The sequence below is a fragment of the Nocardioidaceae bacterium SCSIO 66511 genome (assembly GCA_023100825.1).
GTDB lineage: Bacteria > Actinomycetota > Actinomycetes > Propionibacteriales > Nocardioidaceae > Solicola.
Genome location: CP095846.1, coordinates 3,984,525 through 4,008,180, shown reverse-complemented (window position 1 = coordinate 4,008,180; position 23,656 = coordinate 3,984,525). Strand labels below are relative to the sequence as shown.

Here is a 23,656-nt window from a genome sequence, read left to right as displayed (position 1 = left end):
CGTGCCAATAGACGGCGCTCATGTGGCACGACGGCGTACTTCGGCGGGATCGGCGGGCCGACGGTCGATTCGGTTGCACGGCGCACCGTGGCGTATTCTGGTCGTGGCGAGGCGTTGTGTCTGCCGTTCGCCCCGGGTCTCATGGCCCGCCGCATCGCAGTATCGGATAGTCCGTGTCTTCGCTTCGCGTTTACCGGCGCCTCCTCGAGGTTGCCGGACCGCTGTACGTACTGATCGCCTTTCTCGGCCGGTTGCCGCTGGCCATGAGCCAGATCGGCACGCTCGTCCTCGTCTCCGCCGCCACCGGCAGCTACGGCGCCGGCGGCGCATGCGCCGGTGTGCTCGCCGTCGCGAACGCACTCGCCGGACCCTTCTGGGGCGCGCTCGCCGATCGGGTCGGTCAGCGGCTCGTCGTGCTCGGCCAGAGTCTCGCCGGCGGGGCTGCCTTGTTCGCATTGGTGCTGCTCGCACAGACCGGTGTCGCCTGGCCGGTGCTCGGTGTCGTCGCGGGTGTCGCGGGCGTGGCCCTGCCGCAGGTCGGCCCGCTCGCGCGCGTGCGGTGGCGGCCGATGACGGTGGGCTCAGGGCCGGAGCAGCGCCGTCTCGTCGACACGGCCTTTTCGTACGAAGGTGCCGCCGACGAGGCGTCCTTCGTACTCGGCCCGGCGCTCGTGGGCGGTGCGATCGCCGTACTCAGCCCGGCCGCCGCGCTCACCTTCGCGGCCGCGCTGCTCCTGGTCTTCGGGTCGTGGTTCGCACTGCACCCGAGCGCCGACCTCACCCGTCGCGATGCATCGGCGACGCTCGACACCGGGCACACGCCGCTCAGCCCGATCATCATCGTGCTCGCGATCATGCAGTTGACCGTCGGCACGATCTTCGGTTCGGTGCAGACCGGCTCGGCGGTGCTGGCGACCTCGGCCGGAATGCCCGGACTGACCGGGTTGATGCACGCGCTCCTCGGCGTCGGCAGTGTGACGCTGGCGCTCGCGATCGTCGTACTGCCGGAGTCGTTCGGGTACGAGCAGCGTCTCCGCGTGTTCGCCTGTGCGCTGCTGGTCCTGTCGCTGCCGCTGCTGTTCGTCGACACCCTCGGCAGCGCCGCGATCACCTTGCTGGTGCTGGGATGCGCGGTCGGGCCGTACATGATCTGTGTGTTCACGATGGCCGAGCGCATCACGCCGCAGCGCCGGCTAGGCGCGGTGATGACGGTGCTGGCCGGTGCGACCGGTATCGGCTATGCGGTCGGATCCGGCCTCGGCGGCCGGCTGGCCGATTGGGGCGGGCACACGCCCGCGTACGCGGTGACCGTCGGTGCGGGTGTTGTTGCGACGTTGCTGGCCGTCACCGCAGGCAAAACACTGCGCGACGAACAGCAGCGACGGCGTGAGCCGGAGCCCGCCGCCTGACTCTTCGGTCGCTCAGCCGCGCTTGCGGCGCTCGATCGCTCGGCGTACGCGATCCTCGGACTGGCCGAGCACCTTCGCCATGATCTGCACGCGGAACACGTACACAACAACGACCGCGGCAATGATCAGTAGGAACCACATCATGGGTCCAGCGTACTGCGGTGGATGGTGCGGAGGGTCGCTATGCCTTTGTCGACAGCTCGTCCGGCTTCAGCGTGGAGGTCATGGTAGGGGCAGTTACGACGCTGATGACGACGCCGACGGCCACCGATCCGGCCGCCAGCCCTAGATAGAACCACCAACTTGCAACGGTGCGGTCATCGAGATGCAGCATTGCGCGCCACGTTAGTGTCGCCGCGCCGGCCGCCACTATGCCCAGAAGAGCGATGGGAAGCGCGGTCGAGGTCAGATGTGCTCGCGCGGTGTCCAGCGTCGACCCGCCGATGAGCTTCATCCCGCGTACGCGCGCACGGCGGGAGCGCGCGTCGCCGAGCGCCGCCATCGTCAACGCGAGCATGGCCAGGAGCAGGCACACGGCCGCGCCGACGGCGATAATCATCGTCTGCGCGGTGTACTGCGCGTCATCGGGGTCGACCCACTCCAGGTCGCCGCCGAAGCGGGGATCGGCGGACGTGTCGAGGCCGGCGATCCTCGCCTGCGTCTCCTTTGCGTAGTCGCCGCGTACGGTGAGTCGAAGCAGGCGTGTATGGCCGCGCTTGTCCTGAAGGCGCTCCACGTCGGCGACGCCTTCCCATGCCGTGAAGTCGACCGACTCCAGTCGCTCACCGGGCTGGAAGACGGTGACCGGGATCGCTCGGTGCGCAGTGGTGAGCTCATCCGCCCTCGCCGCGTTGCTGCCGTTTAGGACAGTCAGAAACGGACCTACAAATCCGAGCATGACGATCACCGCTGCGAGCGCCGACGCGATGCGTACCGCGGAGCCGGGAGCGTTCGCCGAGATGCGAAACCCGAGGGTCGATGCAACAGACCGAGTCAGCTCGGCGCAGTATCGCGCGACCGTCTTGACGATGATCTGCCCGGAGAGCGGGATTCCGATCGCCAGCGCCAGTACGCCGACGTACAGACCGACCGCCGGGATTGGGTCTGCCAGACCGGGCACGAACGAGGTGCCGAGGACTAGCGCCAGACCGACGAGGGCTAGGACCAGCGGCGCCCGGCGGGTACGGGCTGACACGCTTGCCGTGCGAACGCTCGACGAGTTCGGGCGGCTTGCCGACGCGGCGACGAGCGTTGTGGAGACCACCACGGACAGCGTGGCCAGCGCCTGCCAGAGCGGTGCTACTGCGACGTCGGACGCGAAGAAGTCAAAATCGGTGCCAGGGATCGACGTGAGGTGACGGCGTACGACCTGGAACGCCGCGAGCCCAAGGCCTGCCGAAGGTAGCGCGATGAGCATGGTCTCGAAGGCGAGTACAAGGCGCACCCGCGGCCACGACAGGCCGAGCAGGTGGAGAGCGACAGCTCGCCCTGCTCGTTCGGCGCTCGACATCCGGGCGCCAATGACGACCAGTGCGGACGAAGGGATCACGATCAGCATGACGACGATACCGGTCACGACGACGTTGAGTCTCTGAGTCGTCGAGTCGTCGTGCACCGTGCTATCGGCGACACCGAATCCACGCGCGGGCTGGAGGGCGTCGGCCGTGCGTGGAACCCCTACGACAGCCATCGGTTCGGCAGGCCGGATAAGTCCGTCGTCTGCCACGGTGCCGACGATGCGGTACTGCTCGAATAATGCCGCTACCACCGGATCCGACGCAATCAGCTTGCGGAGTTCGGGGGAGACGTACATGGTCCCCGGCCGCGGAAGACTGTCGATCCCCGGTGGCGCGGGCGCATCCGGGTGCCCGTGGACGTACAACCCGCTGATGTCGTGGCCGTTCCATCGACCCAGGCTCGCGTCCTCGTCCCACCCCGAGTCCACCAGGAGGTGGGAATCGTCGGTTCTTTGCGTGATCACTGGGAGTCGACTTGCCGATCGCTCCTCCTGCGCAGACATCACGCCGGGGCTTGCCGCGACGCCAAGGCCGATGAACGTGACGATTGCGACCATCAGGCCGAGCAATAGTGCACGGATCCTGGCGGTGTAGCCCGAGAGCACCGCGAGTCGAAATCCCAGGGCGGCGTCTCTGGTTATCACGTGGATGCCGCGTTCCTAGCACCGTCAGCCTGTAGCAGACCGCCGCTAAGGCGGAGGGTGCGGTCGCACTGGGCCGACACCGCGCGGTCGTGAGTCACCACAATCAGACCGGCGTCGTGCCGTCGTGACGTACGCGTCAGGAGTTGCATGACGTGCTCGGCGGCCTCGGGGTGGAGTGATCCGGTCGGCTCATCTGCGAGGATGACGCGGGGATCGTGAGCGACCGCGCGCGCGATCGCCGCTCGCTGCATCTGGCCGCCGGAGACCTGCGCTAGTGAGCGCTTCGCGAGCTCCTCGATACCAACCTCACGAAGGCAGGCAAGGGCGCGCTCATGTGCGGGTTCGCGTCGCCAGCCGAGCAGGCGCAATGGCAACTCGACGTTCTCGATCACGTTGAACTCCGGCAGAAGCTCGCCGAACTGGAACACCGACCCGACCAGCCGCAGACGTACGGCGCTACGTCGTCGGTCGCTCAACCGATCGATCCGCTCTCCTCCGATTTCGACGGAGCCTGACTCGGGTCGAATGAGGCCGGCGACGACGTGGAGCAGGGTTGACTTGCCAGCACCGCTGGTTCCCTCGACGGCGACCGCCTCGCCCGGTCCGACATTGAGATCGACTCCGGTGAAAATCGCGCGCCCACCCAACCGAACGTTGACCCCACGGATGACGACGGCAGCCATGTCAGAACCCTAATGCCGATGCCAGAGGTGTCGGCTCAGGCGCGGCCCTTGTGCCAGTCACTGCAGTCGTCGGGGTAGAACCGTTTCCCTGGCGTACTTGGAACTGGGCCCTTATCTGCTCTGCGTGTCGCGCGGCGCCGGATCAGCGGTGGAGGTACGTGCGTACGCCGGTCAGCAGGCCACGCGCGTACCGATGGCGTCCCTTGCGGCTCGTCATTGCGGACGCGTCGCGGCGGTTGCGCATGTTGCCGAGCTCGACCATGACGGTCGGCACGTTCGACAGGTTCAGCGAGCCCAGGTCGCCGCGGTAGTCGAGTCCGTGCGAGCCGATGTAGTTGGAGACCGGGAAATGCCGTTTGCGCAGACCGTGCCGCGCAGCCTTGGCAAGCCGCTTCGACGGACGATAGATATCGGAGGTCCATGGCTTGCGGTTCGTCGGTGCGATCACATGGAACCCGCGGTTGCCCGCCGACGACCCGTCGGCATGCACGCTGATCTTGAGATGCGCCTTCCATTTGTTGCCGGCGCGCCCGCGTACGTTGACGCACGGGCCCCAACGGTCACGGCGGTTCGAATGTCGCGTCAGCCGCACCTTCGCGCCGAGGTTGCGGAGCTTGTGCGCAAGCAGCTTGCTGACCCGCCAGTTGAACGTTGCCTCCGCGAAACCGCCGTTCGTGGAGGTGCCCGTGGTGTTGCACGGCTTCTTGAACCCGCCGGCAGGTACGGGCCGGTTGATCTTGTCGGGGAACCTCGCGTTGCCCAGCTGATGGCCCGGGTCGATCACGATCCGCTTGCCGCGCAGGGGTTTGCGAGCCGCCTCGGAGGTAGTCGTGGTCGTGGTCGTGGGCGTCTCGGTCGACGTGCCGTCCGAGTGATCGCTGTCGTCGCCGGGAGATCCACATGCGCCGGCCGCGAGTACGACGGCGCAGCCGAGTGCTGGCAGGGTGCGCGCGGGCATCATGCGCATGCTCGCAATGCCATCAGGGCGTACGCCCGAGCGCACTGCACGACATCGGTGACGGCGACTCGCTCGTCGACGGAGTGTGCGTACTGCGCGTCGCCCGGACCGTACTGCAGAGTCGCAACGCCGACCGCGGCGTACTGCCGCAGATCGGATCCGTAGGGGCCGCCGATCGGCTTCGGCATCGGGGCTCCGGCGTCAACCGCGGCACGCTGCATCTGCTCGAGCAGCGGATGCCCGTCGATCAGCTGGCCTGGTGCGAACAGACCGCCCGGCCAGGTCAGCTCGACCGGATGGTCACGAAGCCAAGGGTCCTCGAGGCAGGCGGCCATCACCCTCGAGAAGAACGCTGCCTTCGCGTCGACGACCGACTCCCCGGGCATCACGCCGTATCGACCCTCGATGGTGCATCGGTCGGGCACCGTGCTCGCCCAGTCGCCCGCGCTGATGATGCCGACGGAGATGGGCCAGCCGAGGTCGAGATGCGCGAACAGCGGATCGACGTCCTGATTGCGCTCATGCTCGAGGTCGCGCAATGCCGCGTGTACGACCTCGAACTTCTCGATCGCGCTGACGCCGGTCGTACGCCGCGAGCCGTGTGTCGACTGGCCCTGGATGACGATCCGGAACGTGAGCGAACCGGCGTTGGCAGACACGATGTCGCGGGCGGTCGGTTCTGCGATGACGCAGGCGTCGCCGGTGTGTCCGCGCAGCAGCGTGGCGTAGGTGCCGAGTCCGCCGTCCTCCTCGCCGACGACCGAGTGCACGGCGAGGGAGCGGCGGGTGTGTACGCCCGCGCGCTTGAGCGCCGCGACCGCGCCGATGATCGCGGCGACACCGCCCTTCATGTCGTTGGCTCCGCGCCCCCACCATTCGCCGTCGACGAGGCGGAGCGTGAACGGGTCGTGGTTGGGCCACAGCTCGAGGTCACCGGGGGGTACGACGTCGACGTGGCCGTTCAGGATCAGCGCGGGCCACTCGTCGGGCTCGGTGCCCGGCAACGTACCGACGCAGCCCCAGGCCTCCTCGCGTTCGACCTCCATGCCCGGGAACTCCGGATCCTGGCGCACCGCGGCCAGATCGATGCGCCAGTGGTCGACATCGAGGCCGAGCTCGCCGAGCCGCTGGGCGCTCCACGCCTGCACCTCATGTTCGGCGTCGCTGCCGTCGACGCTCGGGATGCTCACGAGCGCCGCGAGGTCAGCGGCGATCTGGTCCTCGTCGACCTGCGCGAGCACCTTGGCTTCGACGTCGTCCATGAACACCAGTGTGCATCAGTCTGAGTCCTACTGGGTGCGCCGCCAGTACTGCCGGTGTCCTTCGTCGCGTACGACCAGCCCGACTCTGCTGAGCTCCGCGCGCAGGTCGTCGGCCTCGTCGGAGTCGCCGGCGCTGAGCGCCTTGGCCCGCGTACGGAGCATGAAGTGCTCGGCGTCGGTGAGGTCGGGGGACTCGTCGATCCACCGCCGGTACGACGCGGCGTGGGGATCGCCGTCGGACCACGGATAGCCGAGCTTGGTGAGCGAGGTCGCCAGCAGCTCCTGGTCGCCCTCGAAGGGTTTGCGGGCGAACTCTGCGGTGTGTTGGTCCAGAACGACGATCTGCTTGGACTCGACGAACACCGCATCGACGTCTGCCCGTGCGATCGACCAGGTCGCATCACCGCGTTTGAGCTGAAGCTGGTCCGGCCCGATCCTGACCGTGACGGTCTCCAACAGCGCGTACGTCGCGAACGCCGCGCCGGCGAGGAGGCCCACGGCGGCGATGGCGGCCTGTGCCCACCACGGGTCGAGCTTCGCGACGACATCGCTGAACCGGCCGAACGGCAGCGCGTCGACGTCGGACGCCCATTCGGCGAGCGGATGGATGCCTGCTCCGATCAACAGGCCGAGGAGCGGAAAGACGACGACGATGAAGAGGCGGTCGCCTCGCGTGTACCCGGGGACGGTTTCCCGGTCATCGGACCGGTCAGGGGCGGACAATTTGGGCGGCTCCACGGCTTGGTTCTGCTTCAGATGTCTCCAGTCTCGCCCGGGCCTGAGCGCTGCGGTACGGCGTTTGGTCTACATCAGTACGACTTTCGTCTACGACTGCAACCAACCAGCTCGGCGACCCCGTCGCGAGCGCCCGTTCGTGACTCTGTGTAACGATCGGGGTCATGGGACTCGAGATCCTCGACGGCCACAACGACCTACCGTGGGCGCACCGCGACGTGTTCGGGTACGACCTGGACCGCGGCGACGTCGGTGACGCACGGCCGGAGCTGCACACCGACCTTCCTCGGCTCCGCGCGGGTGGTGTCGGTGCTCAGTTCTGGTCGGTGTTCGTACCTTCCAGCCTTGCCGGCGACAGCGCCGTCACGGCGACCCTCGAGCAGATCGACTTCGTACATCGCATGGTCGAGCGGTACGACGACCTGGTTCTCGCGCGTACTGCTGACGACGTCGTCGAGGCGATCGCCGACGGCCGGATCGCATCGCTGCTGGGAATGGAGGGTGGCCACAGCATCAATGAGTCGCTCGGCACGCTGCGTGCGATGTACGACCTGGGCGTGCGCTATCTGACGCTCACGCACAACGACAACGTGCCGTGGGCCGACTCCGCGACCGACGATCCGGCGCTTGGCGGGCTCAACGACTTCGGCCGCGACGTGGTCCGCGAGCTGAACCGCATCGGCATGCTGGTCGACCTGTCGCATGTCAGTGCGGGTGTCATGCGAGACGCCCTCGACGTGACCGCGGCGCCGGTGATCTTCAGTCACTCGAACGTGCGCGCGGTGTGCGACGTCGCGCGCAACGTGCCCGACGACATACTCAGCCGGCTGCCCGACAACGGCGGGGTGTGCATGCTCACCTTCGTGCCAATGTTCACCAGTCCGGCCGCTGCCCGTTGGTACGAGGAGTGCCTCGAGCTCACCGCGGAGCGCGGCCTCGACCCGCGCCGGTTCGCCGACCTCGATCCGGTGATGGACGAGCGCGCGAAGACCGATCCTCCGCCCGAGTCGACGATCGACGACGTGGTCGCGCACATCGAGCACGTACGTGAGGTCGCGGGAGTTGAGCACGTCGGACTCGGAGGCGACTTCGACGGCACGAACTTCCTCACCCGCGGTCTCGAGGACGTCTCGTGCTACCCGAACCTGTTGGCCCGGCTGGCCGAACGAGGTTGGTCCGACGATGACCTCGGACTCCTCGCCCGCGGCAATGCGCTGCGCGTACTGCGGGCCGCGGAGAGATCATGACGGACCTGCGAAGACCGAACGGAGGACGCAGACGATGAGCGTTGCCGGACTCTTGCTCGCCGCCGGGGCGGGTACCCGGATGGGCGGACCGAAGGCACTCGTCGAGGGCGCCGACGGTGTTGCGTGGGCGGTGTCGTCCGCGCGCGTACTGCGTGACGGCGGATGCGACGAGGTGGTCGTTGTCGTCGGAGCCGCGGCTCAGCGCGTACGAAAACTGCTGGAGGACGAGCCCGTACGTACCGTGCTCGCATCGGCGTGGTCCGACGGAATGGGCGCGTCGTTGCGGGTCGGGCTGAGCGCACTGGCTACCAACTCGCGCGCCGATGCGGCGGTCATCCACCTGGTCGATCTGCCCGATGTCGGCGCCGACGTCATCGAGCGGATGGTCGCGGTCGCGACACCCGACGCGCTGGCGCGGGCCGCGTACGACGACCGACGACCGGGGCATCCGGTCGTGATCGGCCGCGACCATTGGCCGGGTGCGATCGCGGCTGCCGTCGGTGACCGCGGCGCGCGCGACTACCTCGCGAGTCGCGAGGTAGCGACAGTCGACTGTTCCGACCTCGCATCCGGCATCGACATCGACTCCCGCTGAGTTCGTTGGTCGGTGGTGCTTTACCAAGTAAACATGGTGAAACTCCACTTTGCATGGCAGGGACACCGTGCAAAGTGGGAGGTTGCCGTGCCCGTTGGTGCGCCGGTGACCACCGGTACGGGAGTGGCCCGAAAAGAGAACCTCACCCCGAACCCGTATTAAGGTGGCGAGAAAGCCGCCAAGCAACCGAACCGAAATGGCACCCCCGCGCGTCGCCGCGTCTTTTCAGGACCGAAAGAAGCCGGAAAGCCGGTAGCGAACTGGCACAACCTGGCCACGGAATACGTCAGGACCGAAAGGAGCGGGAAAGCCGACAGCGAACCCAGCCGAAGCGGCGGGTAGTCGTACCGGCGAGAACCGGCAACGCGTCAGCGGTTGGAGATGTGCTCGATCAACGCCGTCGTCGACACCGAGGGCGTACGCGGGAAGTACACGACCTCGCACAGGTCGGACATCTCGTCGAAGCGGCCCTTCCAGTCGTCGCCCATCGTCAGGATGTCGGCCTTGTGCTCGATGATGTACTCGCGTTTGAGCTCGAGGCTCTCCTCGACGAACACCTCGTCGACGGCGCGAAGGCTAGCGACGATCTCCATCCGCTCGTCCTGGGCGTAGACCGGCGGGCGGCCCTTCTTGCTGATGTTCAGCGCGTCGGACGACACACCGACGACAAGTCGGTCGCCGAGGGCGCGGGCGCGTTCGAGCAGCCGTACGTGGCCGACGTGGAACACGTCGTAGGTGCCAAAGGTGATGACCGTACGGTCGGCCACAGTCGTCTCCTTGCGTCGTCGGCCACCGGACGCGGCCAGGTCATCGGTGAACGCTACCCGAACGTACGGTGTCGCGTCGCCGGTAGGGCGTTTTCGCGCTGGGATTAGGGTGGTCGTGTGTCGGATCATGTACCCGCTTCCCCCGGTTCGCTCGCCGAGCGGCTGCGTTCGGTGGACTACCTCGCCGACGAAGGTCTCGCGACGGTCAGCTACCTCGCCCTCGCCATGCAGCGTCCGATCCTGCTCGAGGGAGAGCCGGGCACCGGCAAGACCGCTCTCGCCGAGGCGCTCTCCGAGTCGCTCGCGCTGCCGCTCGTACGCCTGCAGTGTTATGAGGGAATCGATGCGACCCAGGCGTTGTACGACTGGGACTTCACCCGCCAGATCCTGCATCTGCGCACGCTCGAGGCGACGTCTCGCGGTGACCTCGATGCCGAGGCGGTCGAGCAGTCGCTGTTCGACGACCGGTTCCTGCTCGCTCGCCCGATCCTGCGTGCCCTTCGGGAGAGTCCGGCGATCCTGCTGATCGACGAGATCGACCGAGCCGACGACGAGTTCGAAGCGTTCCTGTTGGAGGTGCTGTCGACGAACCAGGTCACCATCCCCGAGCTCGGCACCGTACGCGCGGCCGAGCCGCCGATCGTCGTACTCACCTCCAACCGCACCCGCGAGCTCCACGACGCGTTGAAGCGCCGCTGCCTCTACCACTGGATCGACCATCCTGGGCTCGCCCGCGAGATCGAGATCGTGCGCGCTCGCATCCCCGACGTACCGAAGCTGCTCGCCGAGCAGGTCGCGACCGCCGTCCAGCAGCTTCGCGCCACCGAGGAGATGCTCAAACCCCCCGGTGTCGCCGAGACTCTCGACTGGGCACGGGCGCTGCGCCAGCTCGGTCGCGAGGAGCTCGACCTGGAGACGGCGGCGGCGACGATCGGCACCGTGTGCAAGTACCGCGAAGACCTCGACCGCGTACGCGAGTCTCTGGATCGGTTACTGCGCACATGAGACAGCAGCCGTGAACGACGCCGACGAGATCCTGGCCGGTTTCGCCGGCGCAGTTGTTGCCGCCGGTGTCGCGGTGACGGCCGACCGTACGCAGACCTTCCTCGACGCCGTCTCGAAGGTCGGCGCCGACGACCGTACGGCTGTCTACTGGGCGGGTCGGGCCACGTTGTGCGCGTCGCCCGACGATCATGCCGCCTACGATGCGACGTTCGAGTCGTGGTTCAGCGCCGAGCCGCTGACGCTGCGCGACAAGCGACGTACCGAAACGCGTTCGGTACCGCAGGCGGATCTCTCTTCCGGTGGTTCCGCCGATGACGGCGACTCCCATAACCTTTCGGTGCTGGCCAGCGCCGACGAGGTACTGCGTAACCGTGACGTCGCCGAGCTGCCGCCGGCCGAGCGGGTGCTGCTGAACCGCATGTTCGCGCGCCTCCAACCCCATTCGCCCACCCGCCGCAGTCCGCGCCGTCGCCATACCCGGCGTGGCGAGGTCGACCCGGCGCGCACGGTGCGCGATCAGCTCCGGAGAGCCGGGGAGCCGGGTCCGCTGCGCTACCGGCGGCGACGCGTACGCTCGCGACGTACGGTCTGGCTGATCGACGTGTCCGGTTCGATGGAGCCGTACGCAGATAGCCTGCTCCGCCTCGCTCATCGGGTCGTCTGCTCGGCGCCGCGTACGACAGAGGTGTTCACGCTCGGCACCCGGCTCACCAGGGTGACGACGGCACTGCGTCTGCGCGACCCGGAGCAGGCGTTGACGACCGCCGGGCAATCGGTGCCCGACTGGTCCGGAGGTACCCGACTCGGCGAGGTGCTGCGCGCGTTCGTCGACAGGTGGGGCCAGCGGGGCATGGCGCGCAACGCAGTGGTGGTCGTGTGTAGCGACGGCTGGGAGCGCGGTGACCCGGTCATGCTCGGCGAGCAGGTCGAACGCCTGTCTCGCCTCGCGTACCGGTTGATCTGGGCGAATCCCCACCGAGGCAAGGTCGGGTACGAACCCGTGCAGGGCGGAATCGCCGCCGTGCTACCGCATGTCGACGCCCTGGTCGCGGGGCACTCCATGCGTACCTTCGCCGAGCTCCTCGCTGAGATCGGTGAACCCCGTGGCGAGTCCGTGGCAGGCTTGAAGCGTGCGTGACGTACTTTCAGAGCTGGTGGCCGCCTGGCGAGAGGGCGGCACCGTCGGCATGGGCACGGTCGTCGACACTTTCCGCTCGGCGCCTCGTCCGGCCGGCGCGTCGATGCTGGTGCTTCCCGATGGTCGTGCGGTGGGTTCGGTTTCCGGCGGTTGCGTCGAGGGCGCGGTGTACGAGCTGTCGCAGGAGGTCGTGGAGAAGGCAGAGCCCGTGCTGCAGCGTTACGGCGTGAGCGACGACGATGCCTTCGAGGTCGGGCTCACCTGTGGTGGCATCCTCGACGTATTCGTCGAACCCGTGTCCCAACAGACCTTTCCCGAGCTCGGCGGCATCGCCGACGACATCGAGGCCGACCGCCCGGTTGCCATCGTGACGGTCGTCGACCATCCCGACTCGGACTGGATCGGCAGGCGCCTGATCGTCCGGCCCGATGCGGTCGAGGGCACCCTCGGGCTCGAACGCGCCGACCATGCGGTCTCCGACGACGTACGCGGCCTGCTGGCCGCCGGTAAGAGCGCGATGATCACGTACGGCCCGGAGGGGCAGCGCCGTGGCGAGGGTATGCGCGTGTTTGCGGCATCGTTCGCGCCGAAGCCGCGGATGCTCGTGTTCGGCGCCATCGACTTCGCGGCCGCGGTTGCCAGACAGGGTTCGTTCCTGGGCTACCACGTCACGGTGTGCGACGCGCGACCCGTGTTCGCGACGTCGCGGCGATTCGCACACGCCGACGACGTGATCGTCGACTGGCCGCACCGCTACCTCAAGAAGCAGATCGAGGAAGACGCCGTCGACGAGCGTACGGTCATCGCGGTGCTGACCCACGACCCGAAGTTCGACGTACCCCTGCTCGAGGTCGCGTTGCGCATGGAGGACTCGCACCGCCCCGCGTTCATCGGTGCGATGGGGTCAAGGCGCACCCACGACGACCGGCTCGCCCGCCTCCGCGAGGCGGGTCTGACCGACGAGGAGCTGTCGCGGTTGTCGAGCCCCGTCGGCCTCGACCTCGGTGCGCGTACGCCGGAAGAGACCGCGGTATCGATCGCCGCCGAGATCATCGCTACCCGGTGGGGCGGAGGCGGGGAGCGGCTCAGCGAACTCGCCGGCCGAATCCATCACGACTGAACCCAGGCTCATGCAGACGTGGTTGACGCGACAGTTCGGTCTCGCGGTACCTGTGATCTCGGCGCCGATGGCAGGGCCGGGCGACGGCGCGTTGGCCGCTGCAGTTTCGGCTGCCGGCGGGCTCGGCATGGTCGGAGTCGGAGGCGCTCGCGACAGCGCGTGGATCGCAGAGCAGGGTCGACTCGCCGGTGCGGACGGACGTCCGTTCGGCTTCGGCCTGATGGCCTGGGCACTTCAGGACAACCCCGACCAACTGGAGGCGGTCGCTGCTGCCGAGCCTGCGCTCGTGTCGGTGAGCTTCGGAGCTTTCGAACCCCACGTTTCTCGACTCGCGAATGCCGGCATCACCGTCGCCGTACAGGCAGGCAACCTGGCGGACGCGCGACGGGCTGAGGATGCCGGAGCCGACCTCGTCGTTGCCCGGGGAGCAGAAGGCGGCGGTCACGGCCGCGATGCCGTCGGAACGCTGCCACTCCTGCAGTACGTGCTGGAGGAGATCGACACTCCGGTTGCCGTCGCGGGCGGAATCGCCGGGCCGAGGGGTCTCGCTGCAGTGCTCGCTGCAGGTGCGGTTGGTGGATGGGTCGGCACTGCGTTCCTCGGCTGCCGCGAGGCGGCCAACACACCTGCGGCGCGCCGGATGCTGCTGGAGACCGATGACACCGACACCGCGTACGGGCGGGTGTTCGATGTTGCGCAGCGGCACGCGTGGCCACCCGAGTTCGGCGGTAGGGCGTTACGCAACGCGTACTTCGACCGGTGGGCCGATCGGCTGGAAGAGCTCGCCGTCGACGACGATGCGGCCCGTCGGCTGCAGTCGGCGCGGGCGGCAGAGGACTACGACACTGCGTACCTCTATGCAGGTCAAGGCGTCGGCATGCTGACCGAGGAGCGTTCGGTCGCCGACGTCATCGCGGACTTCGCCAAGGCCGAGGAACTCCTACGAGGCTGGTGAGGGCGACTCAGCCGCGGAGAACGCGTGCGAGCGCCGGCACCTGCTCGACCTGTGCCTCGAGGATCGAACGTGCTCGTGTCACCGAGTCGACCAGCGGATGCAAAGCGAGCGCGCGTACCGCGAGTCGCATCGAACCCGACGCGGCGGCCTCGATGGTCGTACGTTCGACGTCCTTGACCGAGGTGACCGTACCCTGTTGGTACGCGGCGAGCGGCTCGGCCGGCAGCGGGCGCGGGCCGGAGGAGTCGACGATGCACGGCACCTCGACGACGGCCTCGGAGTCGAGCCCCGCGAGGGTGCCGGAGTTCGCCACGTTGAGCACCAGCCGCGTGGGCTGGTTGAGAGCGATGGCATGCATCAGGTCGAGCGCTACCTTGTCGTACCCGCCGCCGTCGAGGTCTTCCTCGTCGCGCTCGCCGGCACCGGACGAGTCGCGGCTGTCGGCCATGTACGACTCCTCGCGCGCACGGCGGGTGCGGTCCCACGCGTCGTACGGATTGCCCTCCGCGGTCTCGGTGTAGAACCCTGCCTGCTGTGCGACGAGGTACTCGCCGCGGGTCTGGCCCGCGGCCTCGATCGCGGCGATCGCGTCGGCGTTGTAGTACCAGTACCAGAGGTACTCGTTGGGTACGGCACCGAGCGTCTCCAACCACTCCGGGCCGAACAGCCGGCCTTCTTCGATGCCGAGCAGTCGGTCGCGGTCGGCGAGCAGTGCAGGAAGCCGGTCTTCGCCGTTGACGATGACGCGACGTAGCCAGCCGAGATGGTTCAGGCCGGCGTACTCGAACGTCGCATCCGCGTAGCCGATATCGAGCGCACGTGCCACCCGCTTGAACAGCCCGACCGGCGAGTCACAGATGCCGATCACCCGGTCGCCGAGTACGCGCGACATGGCCTCGGTGACCATGCCGGCGGGGTTCGTGAAGTTGATGACGTACGCGCCGGGTGCGTGCTTCGCGACGGTGTCGGCGATCTCGAGAGCCACCGGCACCGTGCGGAGTCCGTAACAGACTCCGCCGGCACCGGTGGTCTCCTGCCCGAGAACGCCGTTCGCCAGCGAGATCCGCTCGTCGCACACGCGTCCGACGAGCCCCCCGACTCGGATGGCGGAGAAGACGAAGTCGGCGCCGTCGACGGCTTCGGCAAGGTCGGTGGACAAGCTGATCCGTGGACCCGGGCGACCGTCGTCGACGCGAACCTGCTCGAGCACGGCGGCGATCGCTTCCAGCCGGGCACGGTCGACGTCGTACAACACGAGATCGGTGACGGCGCTGTCGTCGCCGAGCAACGCGCGGTACACGAGTGGTACGCGGAATCCTCCGCCACCGAGCACGGTCAGCTTCATCAGATCGGGTCTCCTTTGTGCCGCGTCAGGATGTGAGGTGGACGGCGCTGCCGGCGTCGTTGAAGGTGGTGAGCGTCGCGGGGTCGGCGTCTTGGGTGGTCACGAGGTCGTGGACCTCGGCTGTGCCGCACACCCGGGCGAGCCCTCCGCCGGGAAACTTGCTTCCGTCGGCGAGCAGTACGACGCGCTCGGCCGCGGCGATCATGGCTTGTTTGACCGGCACCTCGACGACCGTCGTGTCGAGGACGGTGCCGTCCGGGCGCACGCCGCTGGTGCCGAGGAAAAGCGTGCCGGCGCGTACCTGGCGCAGCGCCTGCTCGGTCAGGAACCCGACCATCGAACGGTAGTTGCGGCGTACGACGCCGCCGAGCAGGATCAGCTCGACCGACGTGTCGTTCGCGAGCTCTTCGTACACGGCGAGGCTCGACGTGATGATGGTGACCGAACGCCCGCGCAGTGCGGACGCGAGGCGCAGGGTGGTCGTGCCGATGTCGAGGAGTACGACGTCGCCGTCTTCGACGAGCCCGGCGGCCTCTTGGGCCACGGCGTCCTTATCGGACACATGGCTGGTCGCGACGTGGGCGAACGGCGGTTCCTGTGCCGTCGGTAGCGAAGCTCCGCCGTGCAGCCTGTTCACGAGCTGGCGGTCCTCGAGCGTACGCAGGTCGCGGCGGATGGTCGCTTCGCTCACGTGGAGCTGATGTGCGAGGGAGCCGACCTCGACAGGCCCGTCGGTACGGAGCCGTTCGAGGATGCGCTCGTATCGCTGTTGCGCCAGCATGTCGTGAACATTATCAGTCAGAATCGCGCACCGCTACGTGCGTCCATGCCGAAACGAGCACATCTGGACGTCGATGGTGCGGAGTTGGGCGGTCACTCGCGCAGAACATTTCATTGCCATACGTACTTGCGCAAACCTGTGCAGATCGATGAGACTGCTTCCAGGAGGTTGCACGTGACCGAACCCGACGCCGCTGTGGCGCCTGAGCCCTCAGAGTCCGACGCCGAGCCGTTCGACGTGTTCGTCGCGGGCACCGTCTTCCTGGACATCATCTTCACCGGTTTGCGTTCGGCGCCGGTGGGCGGTCAAGAGATCATGTCGAGCGGTATGGGCTCGAGCCCCGGAGGCGCCGCCAATCTCGCTGTCGCTGCGTCGCGACTCGGCCTTCGTACGGCTCTGACGGCTGCGTTCGGCGCCGACCACTACGGCGACTTCTGCTGGACGACCCTTTCCGAGTGCGAAGGCGTCGATCTGAGCCGCGCCGAGAGGTTCGACGACTGGCACTCACCGGTCACCGTCTCCCTCGCCTACGACGACGACCGCGCGATGGTCACGCACGCACATGAGCCGCCCGTCTCGCCCGACGACATCGTCGGCGCACCGCCGCGTACGCGAGCGTGCTTCGCGGATATGGGCGACAAGCGCCCGCAGTGGGTCGACAGCGTGATCGCCGACGGCAGCCTGGTCTTCGCCGACCTCGGCTGGGACGAAAGCGGCGTCTGGGACAGAAACTCCCTGCGCGAACGCCTCGAGGGCTGTCACGCGTTCGTACCCAATGCCGACGAGGCGATGTCGTTCACCGGTACCGACACTCCCGGTGCCGCGCTCGAGGTGCTGCGCGACTGGGTTCCACTCGCGGTGGTGACCGCCGGGAGCGGCGGTGCGTTCGCCGCGGACGCCACGACCGGCGAGACCGCATGGGTGCCGGGCCTCTCGGTGCCGGCGCTCGACCCGACCGGAGCGGGCGACGTCTTCCTCGCCTCGCTCATGCACGGAACCCTTGCCGGCTGGTCGCTGACGCAGCGGCTGCGGTTCGCCAACCTCGGCGCGGCGCTGTCCGTACGTGACTTCGGCGGAGCACTCGCATCGCCCGGCTGGGGCGACGTCTGCGACTGGTGGACCGAGGCGAAGGAACAGCCCCGTCTCGCTCGAGACTACGGTTTCCTCGAGGATGTACTCGCAACCGTCGAGCACCGGGTGTTCGAACGCGCCGTACCGACCGTCGGGTTCCACTACAGCACCGAGGAACACGGCCGCCACGGCCCGCGGCCGACGGGAGTCACGCAGCGGGGAACCGACGCGTCGTAGGGGGCCAGGAATGAAGGAGAAGGCAATGAGAGGTTCACGGCGCCGGATCGGGCGCGTCATCGCGGCGGGAGGCGTTGCGCTCGCACTGGCGACAGCCGCCGCATGTGCGCCCGGCGACGACAACGGCGGCGGCACGGAGACGAAGAAGTCGGACGTCAACACCGACATCGCCGACGCCGGCGACGTCACCTTGACCGTATGGGACCAAGAGGTACGCGGCGCCGCGAGCAAGACGATGGACGAGCTGAACGCGGCGTTCGAGAAGAAGTACCCGAACGTCACGATCGACCGCGTCTCCAGGTCGTTCGAGGACCTCCGCAAGACGCTACGACTCGCGATCAGCAACGACGAGGACCCGCCCGACGTCGTACAGGCCAACAACGGCCGCTCCGATATGGGGCAGTTCGTGAAGGCCGGCCTCCTGCAGTCGCTCGACGGGTACGCCGAGGCGTACGGCTGGGACGACCGCTTCCCGGAGGGCGTACGCGCGCTGTCGTCGTACACCGACGACGGTGCGACGTTCGGCGAGGGCAACTTGTACGGCGTTCCGCAGCTCGGCGAGATGGTCGGCCTCTGGTACAACAAGGCGAAGCTCGAGGAGCTCGGGATCGACGCGCCGAAGACCACCGAGGACTTCGAGAAGGCGCTTGCGGCCGCGAAGGACGCCGGCGAGACACCGATCCAGTTCGGCAACATCGACGGCTGGCCGGGCATTCACGACTTCGGGTTCATCCAGAACCAGTTCGTGCCGCGTGACGATATTCGTACGCTCGGGTTCGGGCGCGAAGGCGGCTCCTGGGAGACCGATGAGAACAAGCAGGCGGCGCAGACGTTCGCCGACTGGGCGAAGGACGGCTACTTCAGCAAGGACTTCAACGGTCTCGACTACGACAAGGCCTGGCAGAACTTCGCCAAGGGCGACGGTGTCTTCCTGATCGCGGGCACCTGGCTGCTTGCGGAGGACCTCGTACCGGCGCTCGGTGACGACCTCGGCTTCATGCTGCCGCCGGTCGGTTCGTCCGGTGAGCAGGCGGTCACGGGCGGCACCGGCCTCCCGTACGCGGTCACCGACGCCACCGACAACGCCGATGTCGGCGCTGCGTACATCGACTTCATCACCAACGAAGACGCGATGGTCAAGATGGCCGATGCGGGCAACCTGCCCGTCGTCGACGCCGACAAGGCCGACGTCTCGGGCGTACGCGCCGAGGTGTTCCAGGCGTGGGACCAGGTCAACTCCGACGACGCCTTGGTGCCGTACCTCGACTATGCGACGCCGGACTTCTACGACACCTTGTCCGGCAACCTCCAGAAGCTCGGTGCCGGTTCGGAGTCCGTCGATGACTTCCTCGCTGCGCTCGAGGATGACTACAGCGGCTTCGTCTCCGAGAACAGCGGTGGGTAGGCAGAGCGTTGCCTGAGTCCACCGCGGTTGCCGAACCCGCACCCAAACCTCTCCGGGGGGGCCGCCGGCAGGCCGGTCCTCCCGGAGAGCCCAGGCTCGTCGCGTACCTCTACGTCGCGCCTGCACTGGTCGTCTTCGCGCTGTTCCTGCTCGCGCCGCTGCTGCACGCGGTCTGGCTGTCGTTCTTCGAATGGGACGGCCTGAGCGTCGGCACGTGGGTCGGGCTCGGCAATTACACTGAGGTGCTCACCGACCCGGAGTTACGAGCGCCGTTCTTGCACGCCGCGGTGCTGGTGGTCTTCTTCAGCTTCATCCCGGTCACGCTCGGCATGTTGGTCGCCGGTCTGATGACGCGGTCCAAACTGCACGGGCTCGGCTTCTTCCGTACGGTGCTGTTCCTGCCACAGGTCGTCGCGCTGACTGTCGTCGCCGTCGCGTGGCGAGACATCTACGCGCCCGACGGTCCGCTCAACGATGTGCTCAGCGCGATCGGCCTCGGCGGCCTCACGCGCGGGTGGCTCGGCGACGAGAGCTTCGCGCTGATCGCGGTCGGCGTCGTCGGCGTCTGGGTCGGCACCGGCTTGTGCACGGTGCTCTTCCTCGCCGGCCTGTCGAAGGTGCCGCGCGAGCTGTACGAGTCGGCGCGACTCGACGGGGCGGGGTTCTTCCGGGAGTTCCGGGCGGTCAGCTTCCCGGCCGTACGCGGTGAGATGGCCGTCGCCTTGACCCTCACCATGGTCGCGGCACTTCGTACGTTCGACCTCGTCTACGTCATGACCAGCGGCGGGCCCGGATACGCCTCGACCGTTCCGGCCTTCGAGGTGTACGACCGGGCAATGCAGAAGGGCGAGGTCGGCACCGGTGTGACGATCGCGCTCATCCTGATGGTGCTGATCCTGCTCGCGACCATCTTGATCAACCGACTGTCCGAGAGCGCGGAGGACTCCCGATGAGAAGCTCCTCCGTCGAGCGCACCGTGACGTACGCGGTGCTCATCGTCGCGGCCGGGTTCGCGCTGTACCCGATGCTGTTGATCCTGTGGACGGCGATCCAGCCCGAGAGCATCAACGCGAGCGGTGTCGACTTCGGCAACTTCGCGACGGCCTGGGAGCGCGGGCACTTCGGCTCGTACCTCAAGACCAGCGTGATCGTGTCGGGCAGCGTCGTCATCATCAGTACGCTCTTCGCCTGCCTCGCCGGGTACGCGTTCGGCACGATGCGGTTTCGCGGGTCGAGCGTGTTGTTCTACCTGCTGCTGCTCGGGTTGATGGTCCCGAGCGAGGCGATCGTCATCCCGTTGTACTACGACCTGCGCGACCTGCATCTACTCGACTCGTACACCTCGCTGATCTGGCCTCAGGTGGCGCAGTCGCTCGCGTTCGGCACGTTCTGGATGCGTGCGTACTTCCGCAGCTCGCAGGCCGAGGTCGTCGAGGCGGCACGTTTGGACGGCGCGGGCCACTTCCGCATCTTCGCCTCGATCCTGATGCCGATGGGGCGTCCGGCGATCATCACCATGATGGTGCTGGTCTTCATGTGGACCTGGAACGAGTTCTTGCTGCCGCTGGTGATGATCACCGACGAGTCGATGCGCACGGCGCCGCTGGGGCTGGCGTTCTTCAAGGGGCAGTACACCGCCGGCACGTCGCTGCTCGCGGCCGGGGCGGTTCTCGTCGCGCTGCCGGTCATCGCGTTCTACCTGTTTGCCCAACGACATTTCATCCGCGGCATGGTCGAGGGGTCGGTGAAGGGCTAGCCAGTTCAGTACCACTGCCGCGTTTCGGGGAACCGCAATATCCAATTGCCTGCCATGTCATGAGGAGGAGAAGGTTTCGATGAGACTGGGACGACAAGCTACGGCGGTCGTCGGTGCTGTGCTGGTGGCGGGAACGCTCGCAGTGCAGCCTGCGACGGCCGATTCCGAGCGGCAAGTGGCACCACCGAGAGACCCCGCGGACCTCGACGTACTGTTCGTCGGCGCGCATCCAGACGACGAGTCCGGGCGGCTGTCGATGTTCGGCGAGTGGCGTGAGCGCTTCGGTGTACGTACCGGAGTCGTGACCGTCACCCGAGGCGAAGGCGGCGGCAACGCCGTCGGTCCGGAGGAGGGGCCTGCGCTCGGGTTGATCCGCGAGGCCGAGGAGCGGTCTGCCGTCGGCCACGCGAGCGTGAGCGATGTCTACAACCTCGACAAGGTCGACTTCTACTACTCGGTCAGCGAGCCGTTGCACCGCGAGACCTGGGGCCACCAGGACTCCCTCGGCAGGCTCGTACGAGTCATCCGCGAGACGACCCCCGACATCATCATGACGATGGACACCGCGCCGAGCCCCGGCAACCACGGTGGCCACCAGGAGGCCTCGCTGCTGGCGACAGAGGCGTACTACGCCGCCGGTGACCCGAACCGGTTCCCGGGCCAACTCCGCAAGGAGGGTCTGCAGGCGTACGCGCCGAAGAAGCTGTTCTCCAGCGGTGTGCGGGGCAGTGGCGCGTCGAACGGCCCCAAGTGCTCGACGACGATGGCGCCCGCGAACCCTGCCGACGACATCTACGGCGTCTGGAGCGGTCGTCGCTCGGCGAGCCAGGACAAGACCTGGGCACAGATCGAGCGGGAGGCCCAGCGTCAGTACGCATCGCAGGGCTGGGCCGGGTTCCCCGACCCCGACCCGGACCCGAACAAGCTCGGCTGTGACTTCATGCAGCAGATCGACTCGCGGGTGCCGTTCGTACGCGGTGACGGCGGCTCCGAGGCCGCACCGTCGGCCACGATGCTCGAAGGCGCCGTGCTGCAGGAGCGCGGGGGCCTGCCCCTCGGGACCCAGCTGGACATGTCGACGGACCAGTTCGAGGTGACACCGGGCGGATCCGCCAAGGTGCGCATCAGCCTGACCGCGCCCAAGGGCAAGGCACTGAAGAATGCGACCGCGCGAGTACGGGTGCCGGCCGGTTGGCAGGCGAAGAAGAACGTCTCCTTCGGTGACTTGAAGAAGGGGCGTACGAAGCAGCGCACCGTCACCGTCACCGCCGCCGATGACGCGGAGACCAACAAACGGGCGTTGGTGTCGACGGACGTCTCCGTTGCCGGTGGTCGTAGCGGCTACAGCAACCAACAGCTCCAGGTTGCGGCGGCCGTGACCGGCGAGCAGCAGCTGCTGCCGCGGGTCGCGACGTTCCACGACTGGGCCGACGAGACCGGCGTACCTCAGCTGAAGGGCACCGTGAAGCCGGTGCAGACGCTGCCGAGCGGCGGCTCGCGTACGGTCACTGTCGACGTGCACAACGCTGGCGACGACGCACAGTCGGGCGACGTTTCGCTGGATCTGCCCGACGGGTTCGAGGCAGACCAGGCGACGAAGCCGTATGCGGATCTGGCTGCCGGTGAGTCGACGACAGTCGATTTCGAGGTGACCAACACCGACGACTCGCTGCCGACGTCGAACGAAGGCGGCGACGAGGGCGACTATGCGTACTCGATCGAGACGACGTCGAACGCCGCTACGTCAACGACTGAGCCGGCCCTGGAACTCGTGCCGGCGACGACGATCGACGAGTCCGCCGCGGCGCCAGAGGTCGACGGCGTGATCGGCGACGACGAGTACACCGCAGAGATCGACCTGAGCCGGCGCTGGGAGGGCGACGAATGCGAGAGCGCGGAGGACTGCTCGGCCACGGGTTACCTGACCCGCAAGGGCGATGACCTCTACTACGCGGTCGATGTCGTCGACGACGAGCTGGGCAGCGTGCTGTCGCAGTCCGACTGCAAGCGGCACTGGCGTACGGACTCGCTCGAGGTTGCGATCGACCCCGACGGGCGTTCGGAGAACACCTCCTCGACGTTCAAGCAGCTCGTGCTGCCGACGACCGAGGAGGGCGGACCATGCACCGCGCGCGACGCGGACAACAAGCAGGGTCCGATCGACAACCCCGATATCGAGGTCGCCTCGAAGCTCAAGGAGCCGTTCACCGGCTATGTGATCGAGGGCAAGATCCCGGCGTCGGCGCTGCCGTCGACCGTCGACCCCGAGCACCTCGGGCTGAACCTGTTCATCTACGACTCCGACACCCAGGACAAGGCCGGTCAGACCCGCATCGGCTGGTCGACCTGGGGCGGCGTGCAGGGCGACCCCTACCGCTGGGGCATCGCCGAGCTTCCCGGATGGACACCGCCCGAGGTCGAGACCCAAGACCCGGTGATCCCGCTCGACGCGCTGGAGAGTATCGACTCGCCGCAGTCGATCGCGCAGGCGGCGCGTACCGGCGTCGCGTTGTCCGGCGGGCGGGCCGCGGTCAAGGCGAAGTCCGCGACGCTGGTGAATGCCAAGCGTTCGGGCAAGGCGGTTGTCGCGCGCGTCAAGGTGCGCGGTCCAGGCTCGGCACACCTGTTCGCCGTCGACTCTGACGGCAAGGCCGTCGGGTCGGTGACCAAGGCGTTGAAGCCCGGTGTGCGTACGGTGCGTATCCCGAAGGCCAAGGGCGCGGTACGCGTACTCCTCGGGTACGACGCCAAGGCCGGAGGTACGACGAGTACGGCGGTGCGAATCCGCTGAGCGGTTGACCGCGAGGGCTGGCCCACCGGTGTGGGTCAGCCCTCGTGGCTTCCGCGGCACGGCTACCCGACTCCCCGCTTCTCGTCGCTGTTGGCTTTCCTCGCTACGACTACTCGCCGCTTCGCTTCTCGTCGCGCTCGGATTCCCGCTTCGTTCGGCGACCTCCCGCCTGCCCGATTCCGGCTCGCTGTCTGCCTTCCCGCTTCTTTCGCTCGACATCTCGCCGCTTCGGTTC

20 protein-coding genes are annotated in these 23,656 nt (G+C 67.7%); 12 read left to right on the top strand and 8 right to left on the bottom strand.

Annotation, left to right across the window (positions count from 1 at the left end; translation table 11 throughout):
- The first annotated feature begins 173 nt into the window (after positions 1-173).
- Positions 174-1,409, top strand: coding sequence for an MFS transporter (locus tag MU582_19030; protein UPK74508.1), 1,236 nt, complete (start codon positions 174-176; stop codon positions 1,407-1,409).
- Positions 1,410-1,590: 181 nt separating this feature from the next.
- Here MU582_19030 and MU582_19025 read toward each other — a convergent pair whose 3' ends face one another.
- The 5 genes from MU582_19025 to MU582_19005 all read right to left on the bottom strand — a co-directional run bounded on the left by MU582_19025 (position 1,591) and on the right by MU582_19005 (position 7,196).
- Positions 1,591-3,570 carry a hypothetical protein gene (locus MU582_19025; protein UPK74507.1) on the bottom strand — a complete coding sequence of 660 codons (1,980 nt, stop codon included), beginning with the start codon at positions 3,568-3,570 and terminating at the stop codon, positions 1,591-1,593.
- A complete protein-coding gene (locus MU582_19020) occupies positions 3,567-4,253 on the bottom strand; it encodes an ABC transporter ATP-binding protein (protein UPK74506.1) in 687 nt (228 codons plus the stop codon). The genes MU582_19025 and MU582_19020 overlap by 4 nt, the downstream gene beginning before the upstream one ends.
- Positions 4,254-4,395: 142 nt before the next feature.
- Positions 4,396-5,220, bottom strand: coding sequence for an N-acetylmuramoyl-L-alanine amidase (locus MU582_19015; GenBank protein UPK74505.1), 825 nt, complete (start codon positions 5,218-5,220; stop codon positions 4,396-4,398).
- Positions 5,211-6,473: an ArgE/DapE family deacylase gene (locus tag MU582_19010; GenBank protein UPK74504.1), complete on the bottom strand. Its 1,263-nt coding sequence runs from the start codon at positions 6,471-6,473 to the stop codon at positions 5,211-5,213. The genes MU582_19015 and MU582_19010 overlap by 10 nt, the downstream gene beginning before the upstream one ends.
- 27 nt (positions 6,474-6,500) lie before the next feature.
- A complete protein-coding gene (locus tag MU582_19005) occupies positions 6,501-7,196 on the bottom strand; it encodes a hypothetical protein (GenBank protein ID UPK74503.1) in 696 nt (231 codons plus the stop codon).
- A gap of 176 nt (positions 7,197-7,372) precedes the next feature.
- Between MU582_19005 and MU582_19000 the strand changes: the two genes are divergently transcribed.
- Positions 7,373-8,455: a dipeptidase gene (locus MU582_19000; GenBank protein ID UPK74502.1), complete on the top strand. Its 1,083-nt coding sequence runs from the start codon at positions 7,373-7,375 to the stop codon at positions 8,453-8,455.
- Between the two features lie 34 nt (positions 8,456-8,489).
- The gene (locus MU582_18995; GenBank protein UPK74501.1) at positions 8,490-9,050 is read left to right on the top strand and encodes an NTP transferase domain-containing protein; all 561 of its coding nucleotides are present in this window, start codon (positions 8,490-8,492) and stop codon (positions 9,048-9,050) included.
- Positions 9,051-9,418: 368 nt separating this feature from the next.
- Here MU582_18995 and MU582_18990 read toward each other — a convergent pair whose 3' ends face one another.
- Positions 9,419-9,817, bottom strand: coding sequence for an adenylyltransferase/cytidyltransferase family protein (locus MU582_18990; protein ID UPK74500.1), 399 nt, complete (start codon positions 9,815-9,817; stop codon positions 9,419-9,421).
- A gap of 117 nt (positions 9,818-9,934) precedes the next feature.
- Here MU582_18990 and MU582_18985 point away from each other — a divergent pair, with 117 nt between their 5' ends.
- From MU582_18985 to MU582_18970, 4 genes are read left to right on the top strand one after another with little or no spacing between them, the layout of a single operon-like run.
- Positions 9,935-10,822, top strand: coding sequence for a MoxR family ATPase (locus tag MU582_18985; protein ID UPK74499.1), 888 nt, complete (start codon positions 9,935-9,937; stop codon positions 10,820-10,822).
- 10 nt (positions 10,823-10,832) lie between these two features.
- Positions 10,833-11,960, top strand: a complete 1,128-nt coding sequence (locus tag MU582_18980; protein ID UPK74498.1) for a VWA domain-containing protein — start codon at positions 10,833-10,835, stop codon at positions 11,958-11,960.
- Entirely contained in the window at positions 11,953-13,080 is a 1,128-nt protein-coding gene (locus MU582_18975; GenBank protein UPK74497.1) for an XdhC family protein, read from the top strand. Before MU582_18980 ends, MU582_18975 begins: the two co-directional genes overlap by 8 nt.
- Positions 13,081-13,102: 22 nt before the next feature.
- Positions 13,103-14,035, top strand: a complete 933-nt coding sequence (locus MU582_18970) for a nitronate monooxygenase (protein ID UPK74496.1) — start codon at positions 13,103-13,105, stop codon at positions 14,033-14,035.
- A 7-nt stretch (positions 14,036-14,042) separates the two neighbouring features.
- Here the strand turns inward: MU582_18970 and MU582_18965 are convergent, their stop codons facing one another.
- Together MU582_18965 and MU582_18960 are read right to left on the bottom strand one after the other, a co-directional pair.
- Positions 14,043-15,380, bottom strand: a complete 1,338-nt coding sequence (locus tag MU582_18965) for a 6-phospho-beta-glucosidase (GenBank protein ID UPK74495.1) — start codon at positions 15,378-15,380, stop codon at positions 14,043-14,045.
- Positions 15,381-15,405: 25 nt separating this feature from the next.
- Positions 15,406-16,161 (bottom strand): DeoR/GlpR family DNA-binding transcription regulator, encoded by a 756-nt coding sequence (locus MU582_18960; GenBank protein UPK74494.1) that lies wholly within the window; start codon positions 16,159-16,161, stop codon positions 15,406-15,408.
- Between the two features lie 174 nt (positions 16,162-16,335).
- On the opposite strand from MU582_18960, the gene MU582_18955 reads away from it, so the two are divergent.
- The 5 genes from MU582_18955 (at position 16,336) to MU582_18935 (ending at position 23,421) form a co-directional block, all read left to right on the top strand.
- Positions 16,336-17,469: a PfkB family carbohydrate kinase gene (locus MU582_18955; GenBank protein UPK74493.1), complete on the top strand. Its 1,134-nt coding sequence runs from the start codon at positions 16,336-16,338 to the stop codon at positions 17,467-17,469.
- A gap of 25 nt (positions 17,470-17,494) precedes the next feature.
- Positions 17,495-18,874 carry an extracellular solute-binding protein gene (locus tag MU582_18950; GenBank protein ID UPK74492.1) on the top strand — a complete coding sequence of 460 codons (1,380 nt, stop codon included), beginning with the start codon at positions 17,495-17,497 and terminating at the stop codon, positions 18,872-18,874.
- Positions 18,875-18,882: 8 nt separating this feature from the next.
- Complete coding sequence (locus MU582_18945) at positions 18,883-19,827, top strand: sugar ABC transporter permease (GenBank protein ID UPK74491.1); 945 nt, start codon at positions 18,883-18,885, stop codon at positions 19,825-19,827.
- Positions 19,824-20,630, top strand: coding sequence for a carbohydrate ABC transporter permease (locus tag MU582_18940; GenBank protein UPK74490.1), 807 nt, complete (start codon positions 19,824-19,826; stop codon positions 20,628-20,630). The genes MU582_18945 and MU582_18940 overlap by 4 nt, the downstream gene beginning before the upstream one ends.
- A gap of 79 nt (positions 20,631-20,709) precedes the next feature.
- On the top strand, positions 20,710-23,421 hold the full coding sequence (locus MU582_18935) for a PIG-L family deacetylase (GenBank protein ID UPK74489.1): 2,712 nt from the start codon (positions 20,710-20,712) through the stop codon (positions 23,419-23,421).
- Positions 23,422-23,656: the final 235 nt, after the last annotated feature.

Coding starts and splice junctions, on each gene's coding strand:
- MU582_18940 (UPK74490.1), top strand. CDS start 19,824: ATGAGAAGCTCCTCCGTCGAGCGCACCGTGACGTACGCGGTGCTCATC.
- MU582_19000 (UPK74502.1), top strand. CDS start 7,373: ATGGGACTCGAGATCCTCGACGGCCACAACGACCTACCGTGGGCGCAC.
- MU582_19010 (UPK74504.1), bottom strand. CDS start 6,473: ATGGACGACGTCGAAGCCAAGGTGCTCGCGCAGGTCGACGAGGACCAG.
- MU582_19020 (UPK74506.1), bottom strand. CDS start 4,253: ATGGCTGCCGTCGTCATCCGTGGGGTCAACGTTCGGTTGGGTGGGCGC.
- MU582_19015 (UPK74505.1), bottom strand. CDS start 5,220: ATGCGCATGATGCCCGCGCGCACCCTGCCAGCACTCGGCTGCGCCGTC.
- MU582_18960 (UPK74494.1), bottom strand. CDS start 16,161: ATGCTGGCGCAACAGCGATACGAGCGCATCCTCGAACGGCTCCGTACC.
- MU582_18965 (UPK74495.1), bottom strand. CDS start 15,380: ATGAAGCTGACCGTGCTCGGTGGCGGAGGATTCCGCGTACCACTCGTG.
- MU582_18935 (UPK74489.1), top strand. CDS start 20,710: ATGAGACTGGGACGACAAGCTACGGCGGTCGTCGGTGCTGTGCTGGTG.
- MU582_18995 (UPK74501.1), top strand. CDS start 8,490: ATGAGCGTTGCCGGACTCTTGCTCGCCGCCGGGGCGGGTACCCGGATG.
- MU582_18950 (UPK74492.1), top strand. CDS start 17,495: ATGAGAGGTTCACGGCGCCGGATCGGGCGCGTCATCGCGGCGGGAGGC.